14 protein-coding genes are annotated in these 17,699 nt (G+C 73.3%); 4 read left to right on the forward strand and 10 right to left on the reverse strand.

The genetic code is table 11. The features are described from left to right. Nucleotides 1-30: 30 nt before the first annotated feature. The 4 genes from JSY14_RS06735 to JSY14_RS06750 form a co-directional block, all read right to left on the reverse strand. Nucleotides 31-888, reverse strand: a complete 858-nt coding sequence (locus JSY14_RS06735; RefSeq protein WP_259558004.1) for an aminotransferase class IV — start codon at nt 886-888, stop codon at nt 31-33. Between the two features lie 41 nt (nt 889-929). Continuing rightward, entirely contained in the window at nt 930-1,733 is an 804-nt protein-coding gene (locus JSY14_RS06740) for a hypothetical protein (RefSeq protein WP_259558005.1), read from the reverse strand. 62 nt (nt 1,734-1,795) lie between these two features. Further along, entirely contained in the window at nt 1,796-3,025 is a 1,230-nt protein-coding gene (locus JSY14_RS06745; RefSeq protein ID WP_259558006.1) for a GHMP family kinase ATP-binding protein, read from the reverse strand. Next, nucleotides 3,022-3,891, reverse strand: a complete 870-nt coding sequence (locus tag JSY14_RS06750; protein WP_259558007.1) for a nucleotidyltransferase family protein — start codon at nt 3,889-3,891, stop codon at nt 3,022-3,024. Before JSY14_RS06750 ends, JSY14_RS06745 begins: the two co-directional genes overlap by 4 nt. 234 nt (nt 3,892-4,125) lie before the next feature. On the opposite strand from JSY14_RS06750, the gene JSY14_RS06755 reads away from it, so the two are divergent. Beyond that, entirely contained in the window at nt 4,126-5,634 is a 1,509-nt protein-coding gene (locus JSY14_RS06755; RefSeq protein WP_259558008.1) for a glutamate-cysteine ligase family protein, read from the forward strand. A gap of 63 nt (nt 5,635-5,697) precedes the next feature. Here the strand turns inward: JSY14_RS06755 and JSY14_RS06760 are convergent, their stop codons facing one another. Continuing rightward, nucleotides 5,698-7,941 carry a RecQ family ATP-dependent DNA helicase gene (locus tag JSY14_RS06760; RefSeq protein ID WP_259558009.1) on the reverse strand — a complete coding sequence of 748 codons (2,244 nt, stop codon included), beginning with the start codon at nt 7,939-7,941 and terminating at the stop codon, nt 5,698-5,700. Nucleotides 7,942-8,090: 149 nt separating this feature from the next. Between JSY14_RS06760 and JSY14_RS06765 the strand changes: the two genes are divergently transcribed. Further along, nucleotides 8,091-9,095 carry a bile acid:sodium symporter family protein gene (locus JSY14_RS06765; protein ID WP_259558010.1) on the forward strand — a complete coding sequence of 335 codons (1,005 nt, stop codon included), beginning with the start codon at nt 8,091-8,093 and terminating at the stop codon, nt 9,093-9,095. 10 nt (nt 9,096-9,105) lie between these two features. Here the strand turns inward: JSY14_RS06765 and JSY14_RS06770 are convergent, their stop codons facing one another. The 5 genes from JSY14_RS06770 to JSY14_RS06790 form a co-directional block, all read right to left on the reverse strand. After that, entirely contained in the window at nt 9,106-10,167 is a 1,062-nt protein-coding gene (locus JSY14_RS06770; RefSeq protein WP_259558011.1) for a hypothetical protein, read from the reverse strand. A 290-nt stretch (nt 10,168-10,457) separates the two neighbouring features. Further along, nucleotides 10,458-11,021: a hypothetical protein gene (locus tag JSY14_RS06775; protein ID WP_259558012.1), complete on the reverse strand. Its 564-nt coding sequence runs from the start codon at nt 11,019-11,021 to the stop codon at nt 10,458-10,460. Between the two features lie 364 nt (nt 11,022-11,385). Then, complete coding sequence (locus JSY14_RS06780; RefSeq protein ID WP_259558013.1) at nt 11,386-12,072, reverse strand: nucleotidyl transferase AbiEii/AbiGii toxin family protein; 687 nt, start codon at nt 12,070-12,072, stop codon at nt 11,386-11,388. After that, the gene (locus JSY14_RS06785) at nt 12,072-12,404 is read right to left on the reverse strand and encodes a transcriptional regulator (RefSeq protein ID WP_259558014.1); all 333 of its coding nucleotides are present in this window, start codon (nt 12,402-12,404) and stop codon (nt 12,072-12,074) included. The genes JSY14_RS06780 and JSY14_RS06785 overlap by 1 nt, the downstream gene beginning before the upstream one ends. A 372-nt stretch (nt 12,405-12,776) precedes the next feature. Next, entirely contained in the window at nt 12,777-13,658 is an 882-nt protein-coding gene (locus JSY14_RS06790; protein ID WP_259558015.1) for a 3-hydroxyacyl-CoA dehydrogenase, read from the reverse strand. A gap of 151 nt (nt 13,659-13,809) precedes the next feature. On the opposite strand from JSY14_RS06790, the gene hrpB reads away from it, so the two are divergent. Continuing rightward, nucleotides 13,810-16,452, forward strand: a complete 2,643-nt coding sequence (hrpB, locus tag JSY14_RS06795; protein ID WP_259558016.1) for an ATP-dependent helicase HrpB — start codon at nt 13,810-13,812, stop codon at nt 16,450-16,452. Nucleotides 16,453-16,479: 27 nt separating this feature from the next. Further along, nucleotides 16,480-17,682 carry a methyltransferase domain-containing protein gene (locus JSY14_RS06800; protein WP_259558017.1) on the forward strand — a complete coding sequence of 401 codons (1,203 nt, stop codon included), beginning with the start codon at nt 16,480-16,482 and terminating at the stop codon, nt 17,680-17,682. The last annotated feature ends 17 nt before the right edge of the window (nt 17,683-17,699 follow it).

Raw genomic sequence — 17,699 nt, forward strand, 5'->3', positions numbered from 1 at the left:
GGCAGTCGGCCGCGGTCCTCGACCCCGCGGTCAGCTGCGGCCGCTGATCGCTCCGCTGAGCGTGGCGGTGAGTTCCTCGTCGATGTTGAGGTCGGTGTCATCGAGGCGACGGATCGGCGCGGCGCGGCGGACGCTCGACAGCAGCCAGGCGGCGTCGGCGCTGCGCACATCCTCGACGGTCAGCAGTTCCTCGTGGACCTCCTGGCCCTGCTCCCGCAGGCGCGTCACCACGGCGGCCAGGGAGGTGCCCGGCAGCACCCCGGCCTCGGCGGGGGTGGTGGAGAACCGGTCACCGCGCCGCACCAGCAGGGTCGACGTCGGGCCCTCCAGCGCGTAACCGTCGCTGGAGACGAACAGGACGTCGTCGGCGCCCCGGCGGGCGGCCTCCCGGGAGGCGGCCATGTTCACCGCGTAGCTGAGGGTCTTCGCACCCAGCAGCAGCCACGGGCTGCTCGCCGGCGCCGTGGTGGAGACACCACGGTCGAGGGTCACCACATGCAGGCCGGTGCGCTCGGCGGTGCTGAGCGGCCACTCCTTCGCGTGGACCCACGCGGTGGGGGTGTTCTCCCCCTCCGGACCACGGGTGACGATCACCCGCACGCCCAGGTCGGCCACATCCTCGTGCTCCCGGATCGCCCGCTCGATGGCGGCCTCGAGCGTCTCTCGGGCCGGCGGCACCAGGTCGATCATCCCGGCGCTGCGCTCCAGCCGGTCCAGGTGGGGGCCGACGTTCTGGGCGCGGCCGTCGAACACGCCGATGGTCTCGAACACCCCGTCGCCGCGGGTGACACCGAGGTCGGTGACCCGCAGCGCCGCCTCACCCTCCGGGGCGACACGCAGCCCATCGGGGGCCGACGGGTCGAGCAGGACGAGGAGGGGATCGGCCATGGGGCACCTCCGGCGGACTGGGCGGCTCGGGCGCGGTCAGATTACTCCCGCGCCCCATCGACCAGCACGATCACGCGGCCACCGTCGCGCCACACCAGGCGACGGTCCAGCTCCTCACCCGCGACCTGCGCCTCCAGCACGTCGATGCGGGCGCCCATACCGCAGCGGCGCAGGTCCGCGACCCCCACGACCCCGAACGGCAGGTCCAGGCCGTCGAGATCCGGCGGCAGCGCACTCCCGGCACCGAGCGGCAGCACCGGCACCTCCTCCTGCTGTGCCTCCCCGGTGCCGTCCACGACAGGCCCGAGCACGAGATCCCGCACCAGCGTCGCGGCCTCCTCGTCGCGGGCGGTACCGGAGGTCTCGCTGCGTTCGAGCCGGGCGGCGACATCCTCCAGCGCGGCGGCGGCGTGCTCCAGCCAGGTCCGCAGGTCCGGGGCGGCCAGGTGCACGGCGAGATCATCGGCGATCGCGAGCACGGCCCCGGCGGAGCCGTCGTCGGCGATCGTGAGGATCACGGCCTCCTCCTCCGTCTCCAGCAGCGGCAGGTAGGTGATGGCCTCGCCGAGCAGCGAGTACGGGCCCAGGTCGCTGCGCTCGTCCCCCAGCAGGGTCACTCCGCCGGCGCCCCGCACGTCCACGCCGCCGAACTCGTCGACGATCTGGCCCAGCACCGGCGGCGGGTCGGCCGCCACCTCACCGTCCTCGAAGGCCAGGCCGGGCAGCAGGGTGACGTCGTCCGGGTGGCGGCGGGCCAGGGACGACAGTCGCTCCACGACCGGTCGCAGCGGGCCGATCGGCAGCGCGGCGGGGGCGGTGGGCCAGGGCAGGGAGGAGGAGCTCATGCGTCCATTGTCGCGTCTTCTCCGCCGCCCGGCCCCGTCGCGGTCGTCGCGTCGGCCCCGCGTCAGGCTTCGAGGCGGTGGGCTGACGCGCCCGGCCGGGTGACCAGCCAGGTCGCGGCGTTCGCGGGGCCGGGATGGCGCTCGGCGTACCGGTCGAACCACTCGGTGGCGAAGGCGTCGGCGCCGTCGGCCTCGACCAGCGCCCACACGCTGCCCCCGAAACCGGCTCCGAAGGCGCTCGCGGCGTGCGCGCCGAGCTGTCGGGCCAGCTGCTGCAGAGTGACGGTCTCCGGGACCTGGTTCTGCAGACCGACCTCCGCCAGATGCTGGGAGCGATCGACCAGATCCCCGAAGCGGGGCAGGTCACCATCGGCGAGGGCCTGCGCCGCGGCGGGGATGATCTCCTCGCTCTCGGCGAGGAACTGCGCCAGGCGGCCGGGCAGGTAACCGCCCTCACCGACGATCCGGCGCAGCTGCTCGCCGGCCCGCTCCGAGGAACGCACCGCGTCCCCGAGGGTGAGGTCCTCCCGGCCGGTGTCCCGGTTCCACAGGGCGAGGATCTCGCGGGCCGAGAGCGACACCCGGTTGTACAGGTCCTTCGCGGCGCCGGTCTTCTCGGCCTCCACCCCGGAGACCCCGACCACCAGGGCGAGGCCCGGGGGCAGCGGGACCTGTCGTTCGAAACGCACCGGGCAGAAGGCGTACTGCACGAGCGCGTCGGGTCGGCCGCACAGCATGGCGGTGTGGTCCTCGCTACCGCCGAAGGTGCCCACCCCGCGGTGGCCTTCCAGGCGGCCGTAGCTCTGCCCGTTCTCGACGGTGCCGAGGTACTCCGACAGGCGCTCCCGATCGGGCACCTCCCGGCGGAACGTCTCGGTGCGGTCGATCCCCGCCAGCTCGATCATGGTCATCGCCAGGCCCACCACCAGCGCGGAGGAGCTGGACATGCCCGCCGCGAGCGGCAGGTCGGAGTCGATGGTGATGTCGGCGCCGCGCAGCATGTCCGGGAAGTTCGCCCGCAGCCGGTCCACGACCCCGTGGACATACCCCGACCAGTGGCCGGCGCCGAGCCGCTGCACGGTCTCGGGAGCATCCAGGTCGATCTCCACGGCGTCGAGCGACAACGTCGAGCGCACGTGCAGGATCTGGTCGGGCCGGGCGGTGGCCCGCACGGTGTGGCCGCGGTCGACGGCGGCCAGCAGGGAGCGGCCGCCCGCGTAGTCTGTGTGCTTGCCGAGCACCTCGACCCGGCCCGGCACGAACCAGCCGACGGTGGCGGGGCCGTCGCTCACAGGCGCACCTCCACGCCCTGCAGTGCCTCCTGCACCGCGCTGATGTCCCCGCGGGAGGACATGTCGAGCACCCCGACGGCGGCCGGGACCACGGTGAAGACCTCCCCGGCGTCGCGGGCCAGACGCACGGCGTCGATGATCTCCAGCTCCCCGCGGGGACTCGGCTCCACCCGCGCGGCGGCCTCGAAGATCGACGGGGTGAACATCCAGCAGTTCATCGACACCGGCGCGGCCTCACCGTACGCGGCGAGGGTCTCCTCGTCGGGCTTCTCCACGATGTCGGTGAGGTGCCCCTCGGCGTCCTGCGCGACGACGGCGAAGGCGCGGATCCGGTCGGCCGGGATGTTCGAGCCCTCCACCAGGGCGGTGCGGTCGAAGCCGACGAGGGCGCTGCCGGGGGCGGCGACCAGGGCCTCGAGCGCGGGCAGCGGGTAGTAGTTGTCGGAGTTCAGCACGACCACCCGGTCGTCCCCGGCGAAGTCACGGGCGGCGCTGACGGCGTCGGCGGTGCCGCGTGGTGTCTCCTGCACGGCGGTGGTGACAGTGAGGCGCCCGCCGCTGGTGCGCGCCGCGTAGTCGCGCAGGATGTCGTGCTCCGGGCCGATCACCAGGCAGACCTCCTCGATGCCGGCGTCGGCCAGCACCGACAGCACGTAGTCGAGGAACGGGCGACCCACGTCGATCATCGCCTTCACACCGCTGTTCGCGACCTCCGCCTGCTTCGCGTCGAGCTGCGCGGAGTCGTCGGCGCGGCGCATCCGAGTGCCGAGGCCGCGGGCCAGGACGACCGCCTTGCGGGGGCGTTCCGCCGCGGCACCGGGGCCGGTCGGTCGGTCAGGGGACGAGGAATCGGTTGCAGAGGTCACCCGCCCAGTCTACGAAGGCGCACTCGCCACAGGTCCCGCGCCGCCGGGCACGCCCACTGCCCACGCCACCGCCCACGGCACCGCAGCGCGCTGACACCGACCGATCCGCCCCTAGACTGCGCAGAGGCGACAGGACGTCCCCGGGACACCGGGCCGCACCGAACTCGGGATCCCCCGTCCCGGTCACGCCGTCGCACCCCCGCCGCCCCCGGGCGGCCGACGCAGGAGGCACTTATGGGACGTGAGGTCGGCACCACCGAATACACGCGCAGCCAGCGCACCCGCTACCGGCGGGAACTGCGCCGCAACCTCGACCTGTTCGAGTCGTTCCTCGATCACGCGGAGTTCGTCACCGAGGGCACCATCGGTGTGGAACTGGAGCTGAACCTCATCGGCCCCGACGCCCGCCCCGCCCTCACCGCGGTGGAGGTGCTGGAGACCGCCGATGATCCCGGGTTCGTCCACGAGATCGGCGTCTTCAACGCCGAGGCGGACCTCCCGATCACCACCCCGCGCGGCCAGGGACTGCGCGGGATGGAGCAGCAGTTCGCCGACCGTCTGGAGACGTTGCAGCGGGCGGCCGACCAGCACGACACCCGGGTGATCGCCATCGGCCACCTGCCCACCATCGACGAGGACCTGCTGCGCGGCGACCAGTGGCGCTCCCCCGGCGCCCGGTACGAGGCGCTGGAGACGACGGTGATGCAGCTGCGCGGGGAGGAGATCCACCTGCGCATCGAGGGCGAGGGCCGCGGACTGGACGTCGAGTTCGACACCATCGCCCCGGAGGCCGCCTGCACCTCCATGCAGCTGCACCTGCAGGTCGCGCCGGAACTGTTCGCCGACACCTGGAACGCCGCGCAGGCGATCGCCGGACCGCAGGTTGCGCTGGGGGCGAACTCCCCGTTCCTGCTGGGCCGGCGCCTGTGGCACGAGACCCGCATCCCCACCTTCGTGCAGTCCCTGGATGTGCGACCGCCGGAGTATCAGGAGCAGGGGGTGCGGCCGCGGGTGTGGTTCGGGGAACGCTGGATCACCTCGATGTTCGATCTGTTCGAGGAGAACGTGCGGCTGTTCCCGGCGCTGATCCCGGAGTCACGCTCGATGGCGGAGGAGCCGCTGCTGACGGAGGGCGCCGCGCCGACGCTGCACGAGCTGATGCTGCACAACGGCACCATCTGGCGGTGGAACCGGCCGATCTACGACCCCGGCAAGGACATGCCGCACCTGCGGGTGGAGAACCGGCTGCTGCCGGCGGGCCCGACGCCGGTCGACATGGCGGCGAACGCGGCCTTCTTCTACGGCATCACCCATGCGCTGGTGGAGGAGCGGCGCCCGCTGTGGTCGCGGATGAGCTTCGGGCGGGCACAGGAGACCTTCGAGACCTGTGCCCGGTGGGGCCTGGAGGCGCGGGTCACCTGGCCGAAGCTGGGTCGGGTGCGGGTGGCGGACCTGCTGCGCCAGCATCTGATCCCGCAGGCCATGGACGGCTTGCGGGACCTCGGCGCCGATCAGGACGTGGTGGAGCGTTACGGCGAGGCGCTGCTGGAGCGGGCCCGCACCGGCCGCAACGGCGCCCGCTGGCAGATCGACACCGTCATGGCACTGGAATCGCAGGGCCGGGACCGACAGCAGGCCCTGGCGGAGATGACGGAGCTGTACCTGGCCGGGCAGCGCAGCGGGGAGCCGGTGCACCGCTGGGGGGTGCCCACCCGCCACCGCGGCACCGCCACCACCGCCTGAGGCGCACTGAATCCCGCCGCGGGCGGGCCACCCGCGGCCGTTCACCCGTCCACCCGCGGATGCTCACCCGACCTGTGCGAGAGCCAGCGGCAGCACCGGCCCGGATCCGGCGCGACGCAGCAGGTGCGCTGCGACGGTGAGAGTCCAGCGGGAGTCGATGACGTCGTCCACGAGCAGCACCGGGGCGCCGTCGAGGTCGGCGAGCGCGGCGGCGAGGTCCTCCCCGACGCTCAGGCGGGACGCGACGGCGGCGAGGCGGAAGGCACTGTTGCCGGAGCTGCGGGGCCGCCCCGCCTGCAGCGCCTGCTCGGTGAGCTGCAGGGGCGGCAGCAGCGGCAGGCGCCCGACGGTGGCGAGGCCCTGCGCGAGCGATCCCACCAGGCGGGGCCGGGACATGCTCGGCACGGCGATCACCCCGGCGGGCCGCTCCTGCCAGTCCCAGCCGGCGAGGACCCGCACCACCGCCTGCCCGATGTCGGCGGGGACCTCGGTGTCGATCGGTTCCCCCTGCGCGTCCACCGCGAGCAGGTCCCGCAGCCGGGCGGCCCATCCGAGGTCGCTCGTGCGGGCGAGGACACGGCCCGTCTCGGCGCGATGCTCGGTGGGGATGCGCCCGGTGAGGGCCTGGCCGGTGGCGTCACGGATGCGGAGGCGCTCGGCGCCACTGGGCCACTGGGCCCGCGGTTCGACCGGCACCCCGGCACGATCGAGGACCTTCTCGACCCGGGCGCGCGCCTCCCCGCCCGCGGCGGCCTCAGCCGGGTCGGGATACCAGGGCCCAGCGCAGACGTCGCAGCGGCCGCAGGGACGGGCGGTGTCGTCGTCGAGCTGCTCGGCGAGCACCACCATGCGGCAGCGGTCGGTGGACTCGTAGTCGAGCATCGCCTGCTGTTCGGCGCGGCGCGCCGCCGCGATGCGCCCGTACCGCTCCGCGTCGTACTGCCAGGGTTGACCGGTGGCGCGCCAGCCCCCGCGCACCGCCTCGGCGGCACCGTCGACCGCGAGGACCTTCAGCAGCAGGTCCAGCGGGGTGCGGCGGATGTCGACCCGGGCCTCCAGGGCCGGCACCGACAGCGGGCCGTCGGCCTCGGCGAGCGCCTCGAGCACCCGGTCGGCTCGGTCCTGGTCGGGCATGGAGGCGGTGGCGAAGTACTCCCAGATCCGCGGATCCTCCTGGCCGGGCAGCAACAGCACATCGGCCCTGTCGGTGGCGCGGCCCGCGCGACCCACCTGCTGGTAGTACGCGACGGGGCTGGAGGGTGCGCCGAGATGCACCACGAATCCGAGGTCGGGTTTGTCGAAGCCCATGCCGAGGGCGCTGGTGGCGGCCAGGGCCTTCACCCGGTTGTGGCGCAGGTCCTCCTCGAGCTCGGCGCGGGTGTCGGGGTCGGTGCGGCCGGTGTAGGCCCGCACGGGCCGGTGCGGCGCATCGAGGAGGGTGGCGAGGTCCTCGGCCGCGGAGACCGTGAGCGCGTACACGATGCCGCTTCCGGGCAGGGAGTCGATCACCTGGGCGAGATACGCGAGGCGGTCGCGGTCATCGGGCAGTCGCACGCAGCCCAGGCGGAGGCTGTCCCGGGTGAGGGGCCCGCGGACCGTGAGGACGTCGGCGGCGGTGCCGTCGCGGCGGCGGCCGATCTGCTCCTCGATGTCGGCGACCACGCGGCCGTTGGCGGTGGCGGTGGTGGCGAGCACCGGCACCCGCGGGTCGAGCTGGGCGACGAGGTCGCGGATGCGGCGGTAGTCAGGCCGGAAGTCGTGACCCCAGTCGGAGATGCAGTGGGCCTCGTCGATCACCAGAAGTCCCATGCGTTCCACCAGACGGGGCAGGTGTTCGCTGCGGAACCGCGGGTTGACCAGGCGTTCCGGGGAGACGAGCAGGGCGTCGACGTCGGCGGCGGCCAGACGCTGCTCGATCTCCTCCCACTCGGTGGCGTTGGCGGAACTGATCGCCACCGCCCGCACCCCGGCCCGCGCGGCGGCCGCGACCTGGTCGCGCATCAGAGCGATGAGCGGGGAGACGATCAGGGCGGGGCCGCGGCCCCGGCGGCGCTGCAGCAGCGCCGACAGGAAGTACACCGCGGATTTGCCCCAGCCGGTGCGCTGCACCACGAGCACCCGTCGGCCCTCACCCACCAGGGCGGAGATCGCCTCGAACTGGCCGTCATGGAACACCGCATCGGCGCGGCCGGTCAGGGCGCGCAGGGCCCCCAGCGCCTCCTGGTGCAGGGCGTCGGGGTGGAGGGAGTCGAGTTGGAGTGTCGGGTCGAGCGGAGGGCCGGTCGGGCCGTCGGGCGGGGCTGTCATGTCGGTGAGTGTGTCACCCGGGCCCGACAGACGATGTCCCCCATCCCCCGACGCTTCCTCCACACCCGCGCCCCGTCCACCCACCCGCGGAAACGTCCATATCTCAAGACGACTGACCGTATGCTGAACAGGCGGCGTACCGTGCCTGCATGTCGACCTCCTCCCACCCCGAACCCCGACGTCACGGGGCCCCGGATCCCTCCCCCGAGACCCCGGCACCGACCCTCTCCGCGGAGGACCGCTCTGCCCGGCTGGCGGTGACGGCCTTCCCCCTGCTCGTGCTGGCTGCCGCAACCGTCGGGTTCCTCGCCCCCGGACCGTCGGCGGCGATGCTCCCCTGGGTGAACGTGTTCCTGGGCGTGATCATGTTCGGGATGGGCCTGACGCTCACGCTGCCGGACTTCGCCCTGGTGGCGAAGCGGCCCCTGCCCGTGGCCCTCGGCGTGGTCGCGCAGTTCGTGATCATGCCCCTGCTGGGTCTCGCGGTGTCCCTCGCGCTGGGGTTGCCTCCGGCGCTCGCGGCCGGCGTGATCCTCGTCGGTTCGGCGCCCGGTGGCACCGCCTCGAACGTCGTGTCCTACCTGGCGCGGGCCGACACCGCGCTGTCGGTGACCATGACCACCATCTCGACACTGCTGGCGCCCCTGCTCACGCCGCTGCTCACGCTGTGGCTCGCCGGCCGCTACATGCCGGTGGACGGGGCTGCGATGGCCCTGTCGATCGTGAAGATCGTGCTGGTGCCGGTGCTCGCCGGTCTGCTGGTGCGCCTGCTGCTGCGCCGCCTGGTCGACCGGGTGCTGCCGGTGCTGCCGTGGATCTCGGTGATCTTCGTGGCCCTGGTCGTCGCCGCCGTGGTCGGCAACAGTGCCGACCGGGTGCTGCAGGCCGGGGCGATGGTGCTTCTCGCCGTCGTGCTGCACAACGGCCTCGGCTACCTGCTGGGGTACGGGGCGGCGCGACTCAGCCGGCTGCCGGAGCGCTCCGCACGGACCGTCTCCGTCGAGGTCGGGATGCAGAACTCAGGGCTGGCCGCGGGTCTCGCCGCGCAGTACCTCTCCCCCGAGTCGGCTCTTCCGGCGGTGGTGTTCTCCATCTGGCACAACCTCTCCGGGGCGATCCTCGCCGCGGTGTTCCGTCGCTCCGACGGCCGCTGAGCGCGACCCGTCAGTGCCCGCTGCCGCGGGTGAACACCGCGTCGCGCACGTCGTCGTCATCCTCGAGTCCGGCGCCGAGTGCGGAGCCGATCGTCGCGAGGCCGCCGACGAACCACGCCAGCTTCAGGTACTCCACCCAGGTGGCCGCTTCCCCCGTGACCTCGGCGAACACATCCGCGTCGACCAGCAGCGCCGCACCGGCGAGCGCCGCGATCATCAGCAGCACGTGCAGAGTCACCACGCCCAGCAGCACCGTGAGCAGCGTGGCGATGTTGAACACGGTCACCTGTTCGCGTTCCCCCGAGCGACGCGGGCGCTCCCACAGGTGCGCGCCGATCATCAGGCTCACGGTCACCGCCCCCACCGCGGCGATGCCCAGCAGGGCCATCTGCACCCCGTTGTACTCGGCCGCCAACAGCCACAGGTCGGTGGTGATCAGTGTCAGCGCCCCGGTCGCCAGGGCCGTCGACATCGAGCGCGTGAGGGTCAGCGCCACAGTCCACGGCCGATTCGCCCGCACCGCGCCGAGGATCAGCCGGGCGTTGGAGCCGGCGACCCGGGCGGCGTAGGCGACCCCGGACTCTCCGCGCCGTTCCTCGACGTCGTCGGCGAGCTGCCGGGCCCAGCGCACGGCTCCGGCACGGTCGGTGGCCGAGGGCGCGTCATCATCGGGGTCCAGCCCGAGGATCCATCCGACGACGCGAGCGGTCGCCTCTTCCGCGGGCTCGGCGGCATGGTCGAGGGAGACGACCGCCGCGGCGTGCACCGGGGAGACCTGCTCGGTGCGGGTGTGGTGCCCCTGCACCAGGGGGCGGTCGAGCAGTCCGACGACGACGTCCCAGTCCTCGTCGAGCATCCGGTCGCGCACGAGTTCCAGCAGGTCGAGGGCGTCGGCGTCGGCATCACCGAGGGCCTCGCGTCGCAGGTGCACGCTCCACCGCAGGCCGGGGAAGGCAGCGTCCAGGCGCACCCGGAGAGCGTCGGCGTCCACAGCGTCGACCGGAAGCTCGGGGGCGAGGACGACGCCCAGGTGGACGGACGTTTCTGCAGGACCCGAGGCGGAAGGGCTCATGTCCTCATTGTCGCCGCTGCGTTTCCCAGCGAACCCCAAGCACCGGCACAGCGCCCGTCCCGGGACGGCTGGTCTGATAGTCGCAACGCGTCGCCGGAGGGCTCGCCCACTGAGGAGGGGGCGACCCCAGTCACGACATCCGGGCGACGCGGGGGAAAGGGATGGCCCCGGCCGGTGGGGACCGGCCGGGGCACTTTCCTGTCCGGGGGCGATCCGGTCCCGTCGCCACTGTTCCCGCCGCCACCGTGCTCCCCTGCCCGGCCGGTCTCGGCGTTCCCGCCCTGGAGCCCTCAGCGCAGATCCACGCCGAACACCCGCCGCACCTGCGTCACCACATTGCGGGTGAAGCGCCGCTGGTCGCCGGGGGTCGAGGCGAGCGGCACGAACAGCCCCGGATGCAGCGGGTGGGTGATGCGCCCGTGGGTACGGCCGTCGTGCACCTCGAAGCCGGCCGCCGCCAACCGCTCCAGCAGCTCCCGCCGCGTCGTCGGATGCCGCGTGCCCATGCCGCCGCGCACCGACCGGGCGTCCTCCCCTCCGCCGCGCTGCACATCATCGGGCCGCACCGACAGGGCATAGCTGCGGGAGAACACACCGATCACCGCGTTGTCGGCCCGGCGCACCTGCACCACGAGACCCCCGCGCTGGAAGTGGTCACTCACGCCGGCGTCGGCGGTCCACACGTCCTCCGGGTCCGCGACCGTCTCGATGATCTGGTGGTCGCTCGCCCAGTCGGCGCCGACGATGCGGATCAGCTCCTCCCGCACCCGCAAGGGCCGCAGCGCGGGGCGCGGGTCGCTCTCCCGCAGGGTGTGGACGGCCGCCTCCGGGGGCGCGGGTTCGGGGCGCGGCAACTGTACGGTGCGGGCCCGCCGGCGCGGTGCAGGACGGGCGGCACCGGGGTGGTCTTCCCGTGGCGTGGCGTCGGGAGTCACGGAGGCGGGCCGGGCGGACCAGTCCACCGGGCGCACGCGTCGCGCGGGGTCGGTGCGTCCGCGCAGCTGTGCCGGGGTCGGCGACGTGGACGCTGGCGGCGTGGATGCAGGCGGCGTCGACGCAGGCGAGGGGGAACGCTGTGCGCCCGGTCCCCCAGGGCGCCGGGAGGTCTGGGCCATCGGAGCTCCTTTCTCGCGGTGGGTGGTGCGCGTCTCGCGGTGCGACGCGGCAGAATTCTGAGCGATGGTGGACGCACGCCCGCCCGCCACGCGCTCGAGAGGGTCAGCGCTCCTCGGCATCACCCTGGTCGAGGCCCTCCCCCAGAGCGGCGTCGCGCAGGACGGTGAGAGCCTCGCGCATGGCGTCCTCCTGCGCCGACGTGACACCGTAGCTCCGGAAGCGGTGGCTGGAGGGGAAGCGGGCAGAACCCGGGTGGAGGATGCGGGCGAACTCGGAGCGGTCGAAACCGGGATCATTGTGAGCACCCATGGTCATGATCTGGTCGGCGCTCCATCGTCCGTCGAGCAGGATCGCGGCGACATCCATGTAGTCGCGCGATTCGTTGCGGGAGTACAGTGCGGCGACCTTGCTCCCGATGGAGTCTCGGACGTCGAGGACGGGGCCGATGTCCATCTGGACCGGGGGGTACCCGCGCCAGTCGGCGCCCAGGTCGAACCCGATCTCATAACCGTCGAGCTGGATCCGCCCATCGACAAAGCCGGGGAACTCCCGCCCGATGATGAGGGTGCCCCCCTCCGCGTCGAGGCGCGCCCGGAGGAGTGGGATGACATCAGGGACGCGCTGCCCCTCCTCCCCCACCGTGAACAGGTCCACATCCTTCGTCTCACGGTGGATGAGGCCGTGCTCCGCCAGGGCGCTCGCGCCGGTGAGCACATACTCGGTGCCGGCGAGAGCCTCCAGCATCAGCCTGGCGACGCGACGGCGGACGGCATCCTGCTGGCGATCCATCAGAACTCTCGCTGGATGGCGGCGATCTCGGGGAATCGATCGCACCACAGGTCGAGCACGCGCCGATCCAGGGCGAGAACCGGCCACACCGTGAGCAGCAGGTCCTTGTGGAGGAACTCCACCAGGTGCTCGCGCCGGCCGTTGGAGAGGATCGACTGGTACGCCTGCTGAAGGTCGTCACGGTCCTGGACGTCGAACGTGGACCGAGGCCCAGACCAGTGCACGTCGACGGGCAGCGTGATCTGTCCGGCGCTCGGGCCGGTGAGCTCATCGAGGGAATCGACGATCGAGTACGGCTTGATGTCGCGGAATCGGACACGCTGCTCGCTCACAGCCTCCACCTCCCGGGCATCCGTGTTTCCCCCAGAAGCGTAGGACGCGGGCGTCCCGGTTGCATCCTGTCGGGAGGGCACCCCGGGTGGGGTCACCGGCCACCCCAGATGCGCCGCACCCCTTCCCCGTGATGTGCCGCCTCCGTTCCATGGTCTGGATCTGAGGCGGCACATCACGGTGCGCGACGCGTCGGGTGAGGGGGACACGGAGCCCGGGTCTCCCATGGGGACACCCCGCCCCTGGGGAGGAAACCCGACCGGAAACGTTCCCGCGGGAACGCCTCCGGCACCTCTGGCACGGGGGTGCGGGCCCACGAGGGTCACCGTCACGGGGTCATGCCACCAGCGATCGACACACCCCCGGGCCGGGGTTCACGCGGCCACGCGGCGGCCGTCGGCGTCGTAGCGGTAGAAGCCCTCCCCGGCTGCGACACCCGTCTTGCCCTGATCGATGTAGTCGCGCTTGATGAGGTCGGCGAACGCCCGCACGTCGGGGTGCTCCGACTGCGAGGTGATGTTGTACGAGGTCTCCAGACCGATGATGTCGAGCGCCGCGAACGGTCCGTTCTCCATGCCGGTGGCCACCTGCCACACGGTGTCGATGTCCTCCGGTTCGGCGATGCCGCGGGCGAACAGCGACTGGGCCGCGTCCAACCACGGGATGGCCAGCGAGTTGAGGACGTACCCGGGCTGCTCCTTGTGCAGGGCGATCGGGATCAGGTTGATCTCCGCGGCGAAGGAGATCACGCGCTCGAAGGTCTCGTCGGAGGTCTTCGGCGTGCGCATGACCTCACCGGTGTTGTGCAGCCACACCAGGTTCGCGAAGTGGAGGGTGGTGAAACGCTCGGGGCGCCCGGTCGCGTCCATGAAGTCACTGGGCAGCAGCGAGGAGGTGTTCGTCGCGAAGAGAGTCTTCTCGGGGGCCTTCTCCCCGACCTCCGCCCAGACCTGCTTCTTCAGGTCGAGCTTCTCCGGCACCGCCTCGACCACCACGTCGGCGTCCTGCAGGGCGTCGGCGAGGTCGGTGGTGGAGCGGATCCGGCGGATCGCCTCCTCGAACCGCTCCTCGGAGAAGTCCTCCAGGTCACGGCGGTACTGGCCACGCAGCCACTCATACCGCTCCGGCAGCGCGTCCAGGAACTCCTGCGTCACGTCGTACGCGACCACATCCTTGCCCGCGTAGGCGGCCTGCATGATGATCTGCGACCCCAGCACCCCGGATCCGAGGACGGTCAGGTTCTGCAGCGTGCTCACTCTGTTCCATTGCTCTCGTGCCGCCTCCGCGCGGCAGGTCGGCCGGATTCCCCGGCGCATCATTGCTTGAATATTCAACCTTTTGGGAGTGGGGCGTCAAGGGGGGTGTCTCGGCGCGAGCACCCCCACCCCGCCTCCGTAGACTCCCCGCATGCCCGCTGCGCACCGCTTCGACCTCGACGCGATCGGGGCCGGCCTACCGGTGGCCGAGGCCCGCGCGCAGCTGGAACGGGCCGTCGACACCGGTGTCGCCGTGGTCACCGCCCCACCGGGCAGCGGGAAGACGACCCTCCTGCCGGCGCTCGTCGCCTCCCGCACCCGCGGCCTCACGGTGGTCACGCAGCCCCGACGGATCGCGGTGCGCGCCGCCGCCCGCCGACTGGCCTCCCTGGACGGCTCCGCGCTGGGCGGCCCCGTCGGCTTCACCGTGCGCGGCGAGCGGCACGTCGGGCCCGAGACCCGGGTGGAGATGCTCACCCCCGGTGTGCTGCTGCGGCGGCTGCTGGTCGACCCGTCATTGGAGGGGATCGGCGCGGTGCTGCTCGATGAAGTGCACGAACGCTCCCTGGAGACCGACCTGCTGCTGGGGATGCTGGCCGAGGCACGGATGCTGCGGGAGGACCTCACGGTGGTGGCCATGTCCGCCACGCTCGACGCGGCGGCGGTGGCGCAGGTGCTGGGTGGCGCCGAGGTGGTGGACGTCCCCGGTGCCCTGCATCCGCTGCAGATCGACCACGCCCCGGCCTCCGGTCCGCGCCTGGACGAGCGCGGAGTGAGCGAGACGTTCCTCGAGCACCTGGCCCGCACCACGGTGGTCGCACTCGACGACGGCGATGTCGATGCCGACGCCCTGGTGTTCGTCCCCGGGGCGCGGGAGGTGGACCGCACCGTCGCGCTGCTGCGGGACCTGGCACCCCAGCGTGAGGTGCTGCCCCTGCATGGACGCCTGCCCGCGGCGCAGCAGGATCGCGCCACCGGTGGCCGGCCGCCCGGGGCGCCACCGCGGATCATCGTCTCCACCGCCGTCGCGGAGAGCTCCCTGACCGTGCCCGGGGTGCGCCTGGTGGTCGACGCCGGGCTGTCGCGGCAGGTGCGCCGGGACCGGGGCCGCGACATGCCGGGCCTGGTCACCGTGAGCGCCTCACGTGCGGAGGCCGATCAGCGGGCGGGCCGCGCCGCCCGCCTCGGGCCCGGTCGCGCCATCCGCGCCTACGCGGAGGCGGAGGCGGCGGCGATGCCCGCGCAGTCGCCCCCGGAGATCACCACCGCCGACCTCACCGACGCCGCGCTGCAGCTGGCCTGCTGGGGCGCACCCCGCGGGGAGGACCTGCCACTGCTCACCCCTCCCCCCTCCGCGGAGATCCGCGCCGCCGAGGCCACGCTGCGCGCCCTCGATCTGGTGGATGCAGCGGGGCGTCCCACCGCATCGGGCCGGGATCTCGCGACCTGGCCGGTCGGGGTGCGGGAGGCGCGGGCGCTGCACGACGGCACGGCGCGGCTGCCGGGCCCGGAGGCGGGCCGTGTCGCCGCGGAGGTCGTCGCCGCGATCTCCGACGACCACCGCGTGGACGGCGGCGACCTGCCGGGACTGCTGGCAGCCCTGCGGCGCGGGGATGCGCCGGGGGTCGAACGATGGCGCCGCGAACGCGACCGCCTGGAGCGCCTCGGTCAGCAGGCGGCACCCGGGCCGGAGGGCACGGCGCCCCCACCGCTGACCGGCGCCACCACGCCCGGGGAGCGGGTCGGGGTGGTGCTGGCGCTGGCGCGTCCCGAGCGGATCGCCCGCCGAGTCTCTCCCACCTCCCGCACATACCTGCTGGCCTCCGGCACCCGCGCGGCCCTGCCGGAGGGCAGCCCCCTGCTCGGGGCGCCGTGGCTCGCGGTGTGGGAGGTGCAACGCGCCCAGGGTCGGCAGGCCGACGGCACCGGCGCGGTGATCCGGCTGGCGGCGCCCCTCGCGCCGGCCGATGCCCTCGCCGCCGGGGAGCCGCTGCTCACCGAGGGGCGGGTGGCACGGCTCGACGGCGGTGCCGTGCGGGTGCGGGAGCGGCGCGCCCTCGGGACCATCGAGCTGAACTCCACCCCGGTGTCGGCCCGGCAGAGTGACATCGCCGAGGCCGTGCTCACCGAGGTCCGCGACCGGGGCGTGGCGGTGCTGCCGTGGACCGAGACCGCGACGACGCTGCGTCGGCGGCTCGCCCTGCTGCACCGGGAACTGGGGGCGCCGTGGCCGGCGGTGGACGACGAGGCGCTGCGGGAGAGCGTCGAGTTGTGGCTCGCCCCGCAGCTGGCATCCCTGCGCTCGGCCGACCTGTCGGGGCTCGATCTCGTCAGGGGTCTGCGCCTACTGCTGCCCTGGCCGGAGGCCTCCCGGCTGGAGGACCTGGTGCCGGAGCGTCTGCCCTTGCCCTCCGGGGGCAGTGCGCGGGTGGAGTACCCACCGGTGCCGCAGACGCCGCGAACGTCCCGCACCGACCCACCCAGCGGCGAAGCAGCCTCCGCCCCCGAGCCGCCCGTGCTCGCCGCGAAACTGCAGGAACTGTTCGGGCTCGCGACCACACCCCGTCTGGTCGACGACCGGGTGCCGGTGCTGCTGCATCTGCTCTCCCCGGCGCGGCGGCCGCTTGCGATCACCGACGACCTGTCGTCGTTCTGGAACGGCCCGTATCAGGAGGTGCGGCGGGAAATGCGCGGCCGCTATCCGAAACACCCCTGGCCGGAGGACCCGTGGACGGCCCCGGCGACGGCCCGCACCACCCGCCATGCGACGCCCCGCACCGGTGGGCCCTGCTAGACGCACCGGCCCCCATAGACTCCCGGGGTGCGCTGCCACCACTTCGACGCCGGGACCTGCCGTTCCTGCAGCTTGCTGGCGCTCCCGCACGAGGAGCAAGTGGCGCGGGCCCAGGAGCGGGTGCAGCGGTTGCTCGCGCCGTATTGGGCCGAGGCCGAGGCGCGCGGCCCCGACCTGACTGACCTCCGGTGGCTCCCGCCGATCATCGGCCCCGAGGCGGGGTTCCGCAGCCGCGGGAAGATGGCGGTGGCCGGCACCGCCGCCGCCCCGGTGCTGGGCCTGCCCGGTCAGCCCGCCACCGCCGACCTCAGCGACTGCCCCCTGTACCCGGAGGGCGTCGAGCCGGTGCTCCACGCCGCCCGGGAGCTGATCCGCCGCGCCCAGATCCCCCCGTACGACGTCACTCGACGCCGCGGCGAGATCAAGAACGTGCTGGTCACCGCATCCCCCGACGGGCATCACGCCCTGCGGTTCGTGCTGCGCAGCGAGCAGGCGCTGCCGCGTCTGCGCGAGCATCTGCCGCGGCTGCTCGCCACCTGCCCGACGGTGCAGCAGGTCAGCGCGAACATCCACCCGGACCACACCACCGCCGTCGAGGGGCCCACGGAGATCCCGCTGCACGGGCCCGGGCGGCTGCCGGTGCCCACCGGCGACGTGGTGCTCATGGCCCATCCGCAGGCGTTCCTGCAGACCAACCCGCACGTGGCAGGGCAGCTGTACCGGCAGGCGGCCGCCTGGGTGGCCAGCGCCTTCGCGCCGACCCCTGCGGCACCTGCCCCGCGGATCTGGGACCTGTACTGCGGTCTCGGGGGTTTCGCGCTGCACCTGGCCCGCGCCCTCCCGCACGCCGAGATCACCGGCGTCGAGGTCAGCGCTCAGGCCATCGAGGGGGCGCAGGAGGCCGCCGCCGCGCTCGACCCGGCGGCCGCCCGGCCCCGGTTCCTCACCGCCGACGCCACCACCTGGGCCGAGGCACAGCCCGACGCCGATCAGCCCGACGCCGTGGTGGTGAATCCGCCGCGGCGCGGGATCGGCGAGCGCCTGGCCACCTGGCTGGAGGGTTCCTCCGTGCCGCACGTCGTCTACTCCAGCTGCAACCCCGCCACCCTCGCCACCGACCTGGCACGGATGCCGTCGTTGCGGATCACCGCCGCCCGCTGGGTGGACATGTTCCCGCACACCCACCACAGTGAGGTCGTCGTGCGCCTGGCCCGTCGGCCCGGCACCTGACCGCCATCGAAGGGACT

This window comes from Brachybacterium sillae (genome assembly GCF_025028335.1).
Lineage (GTDB): Bacteria > Actinomycetota > Actinomycetes > Actinomycetales > Dermabacteraceae > Brachybacterium > Brachybacterium sillae.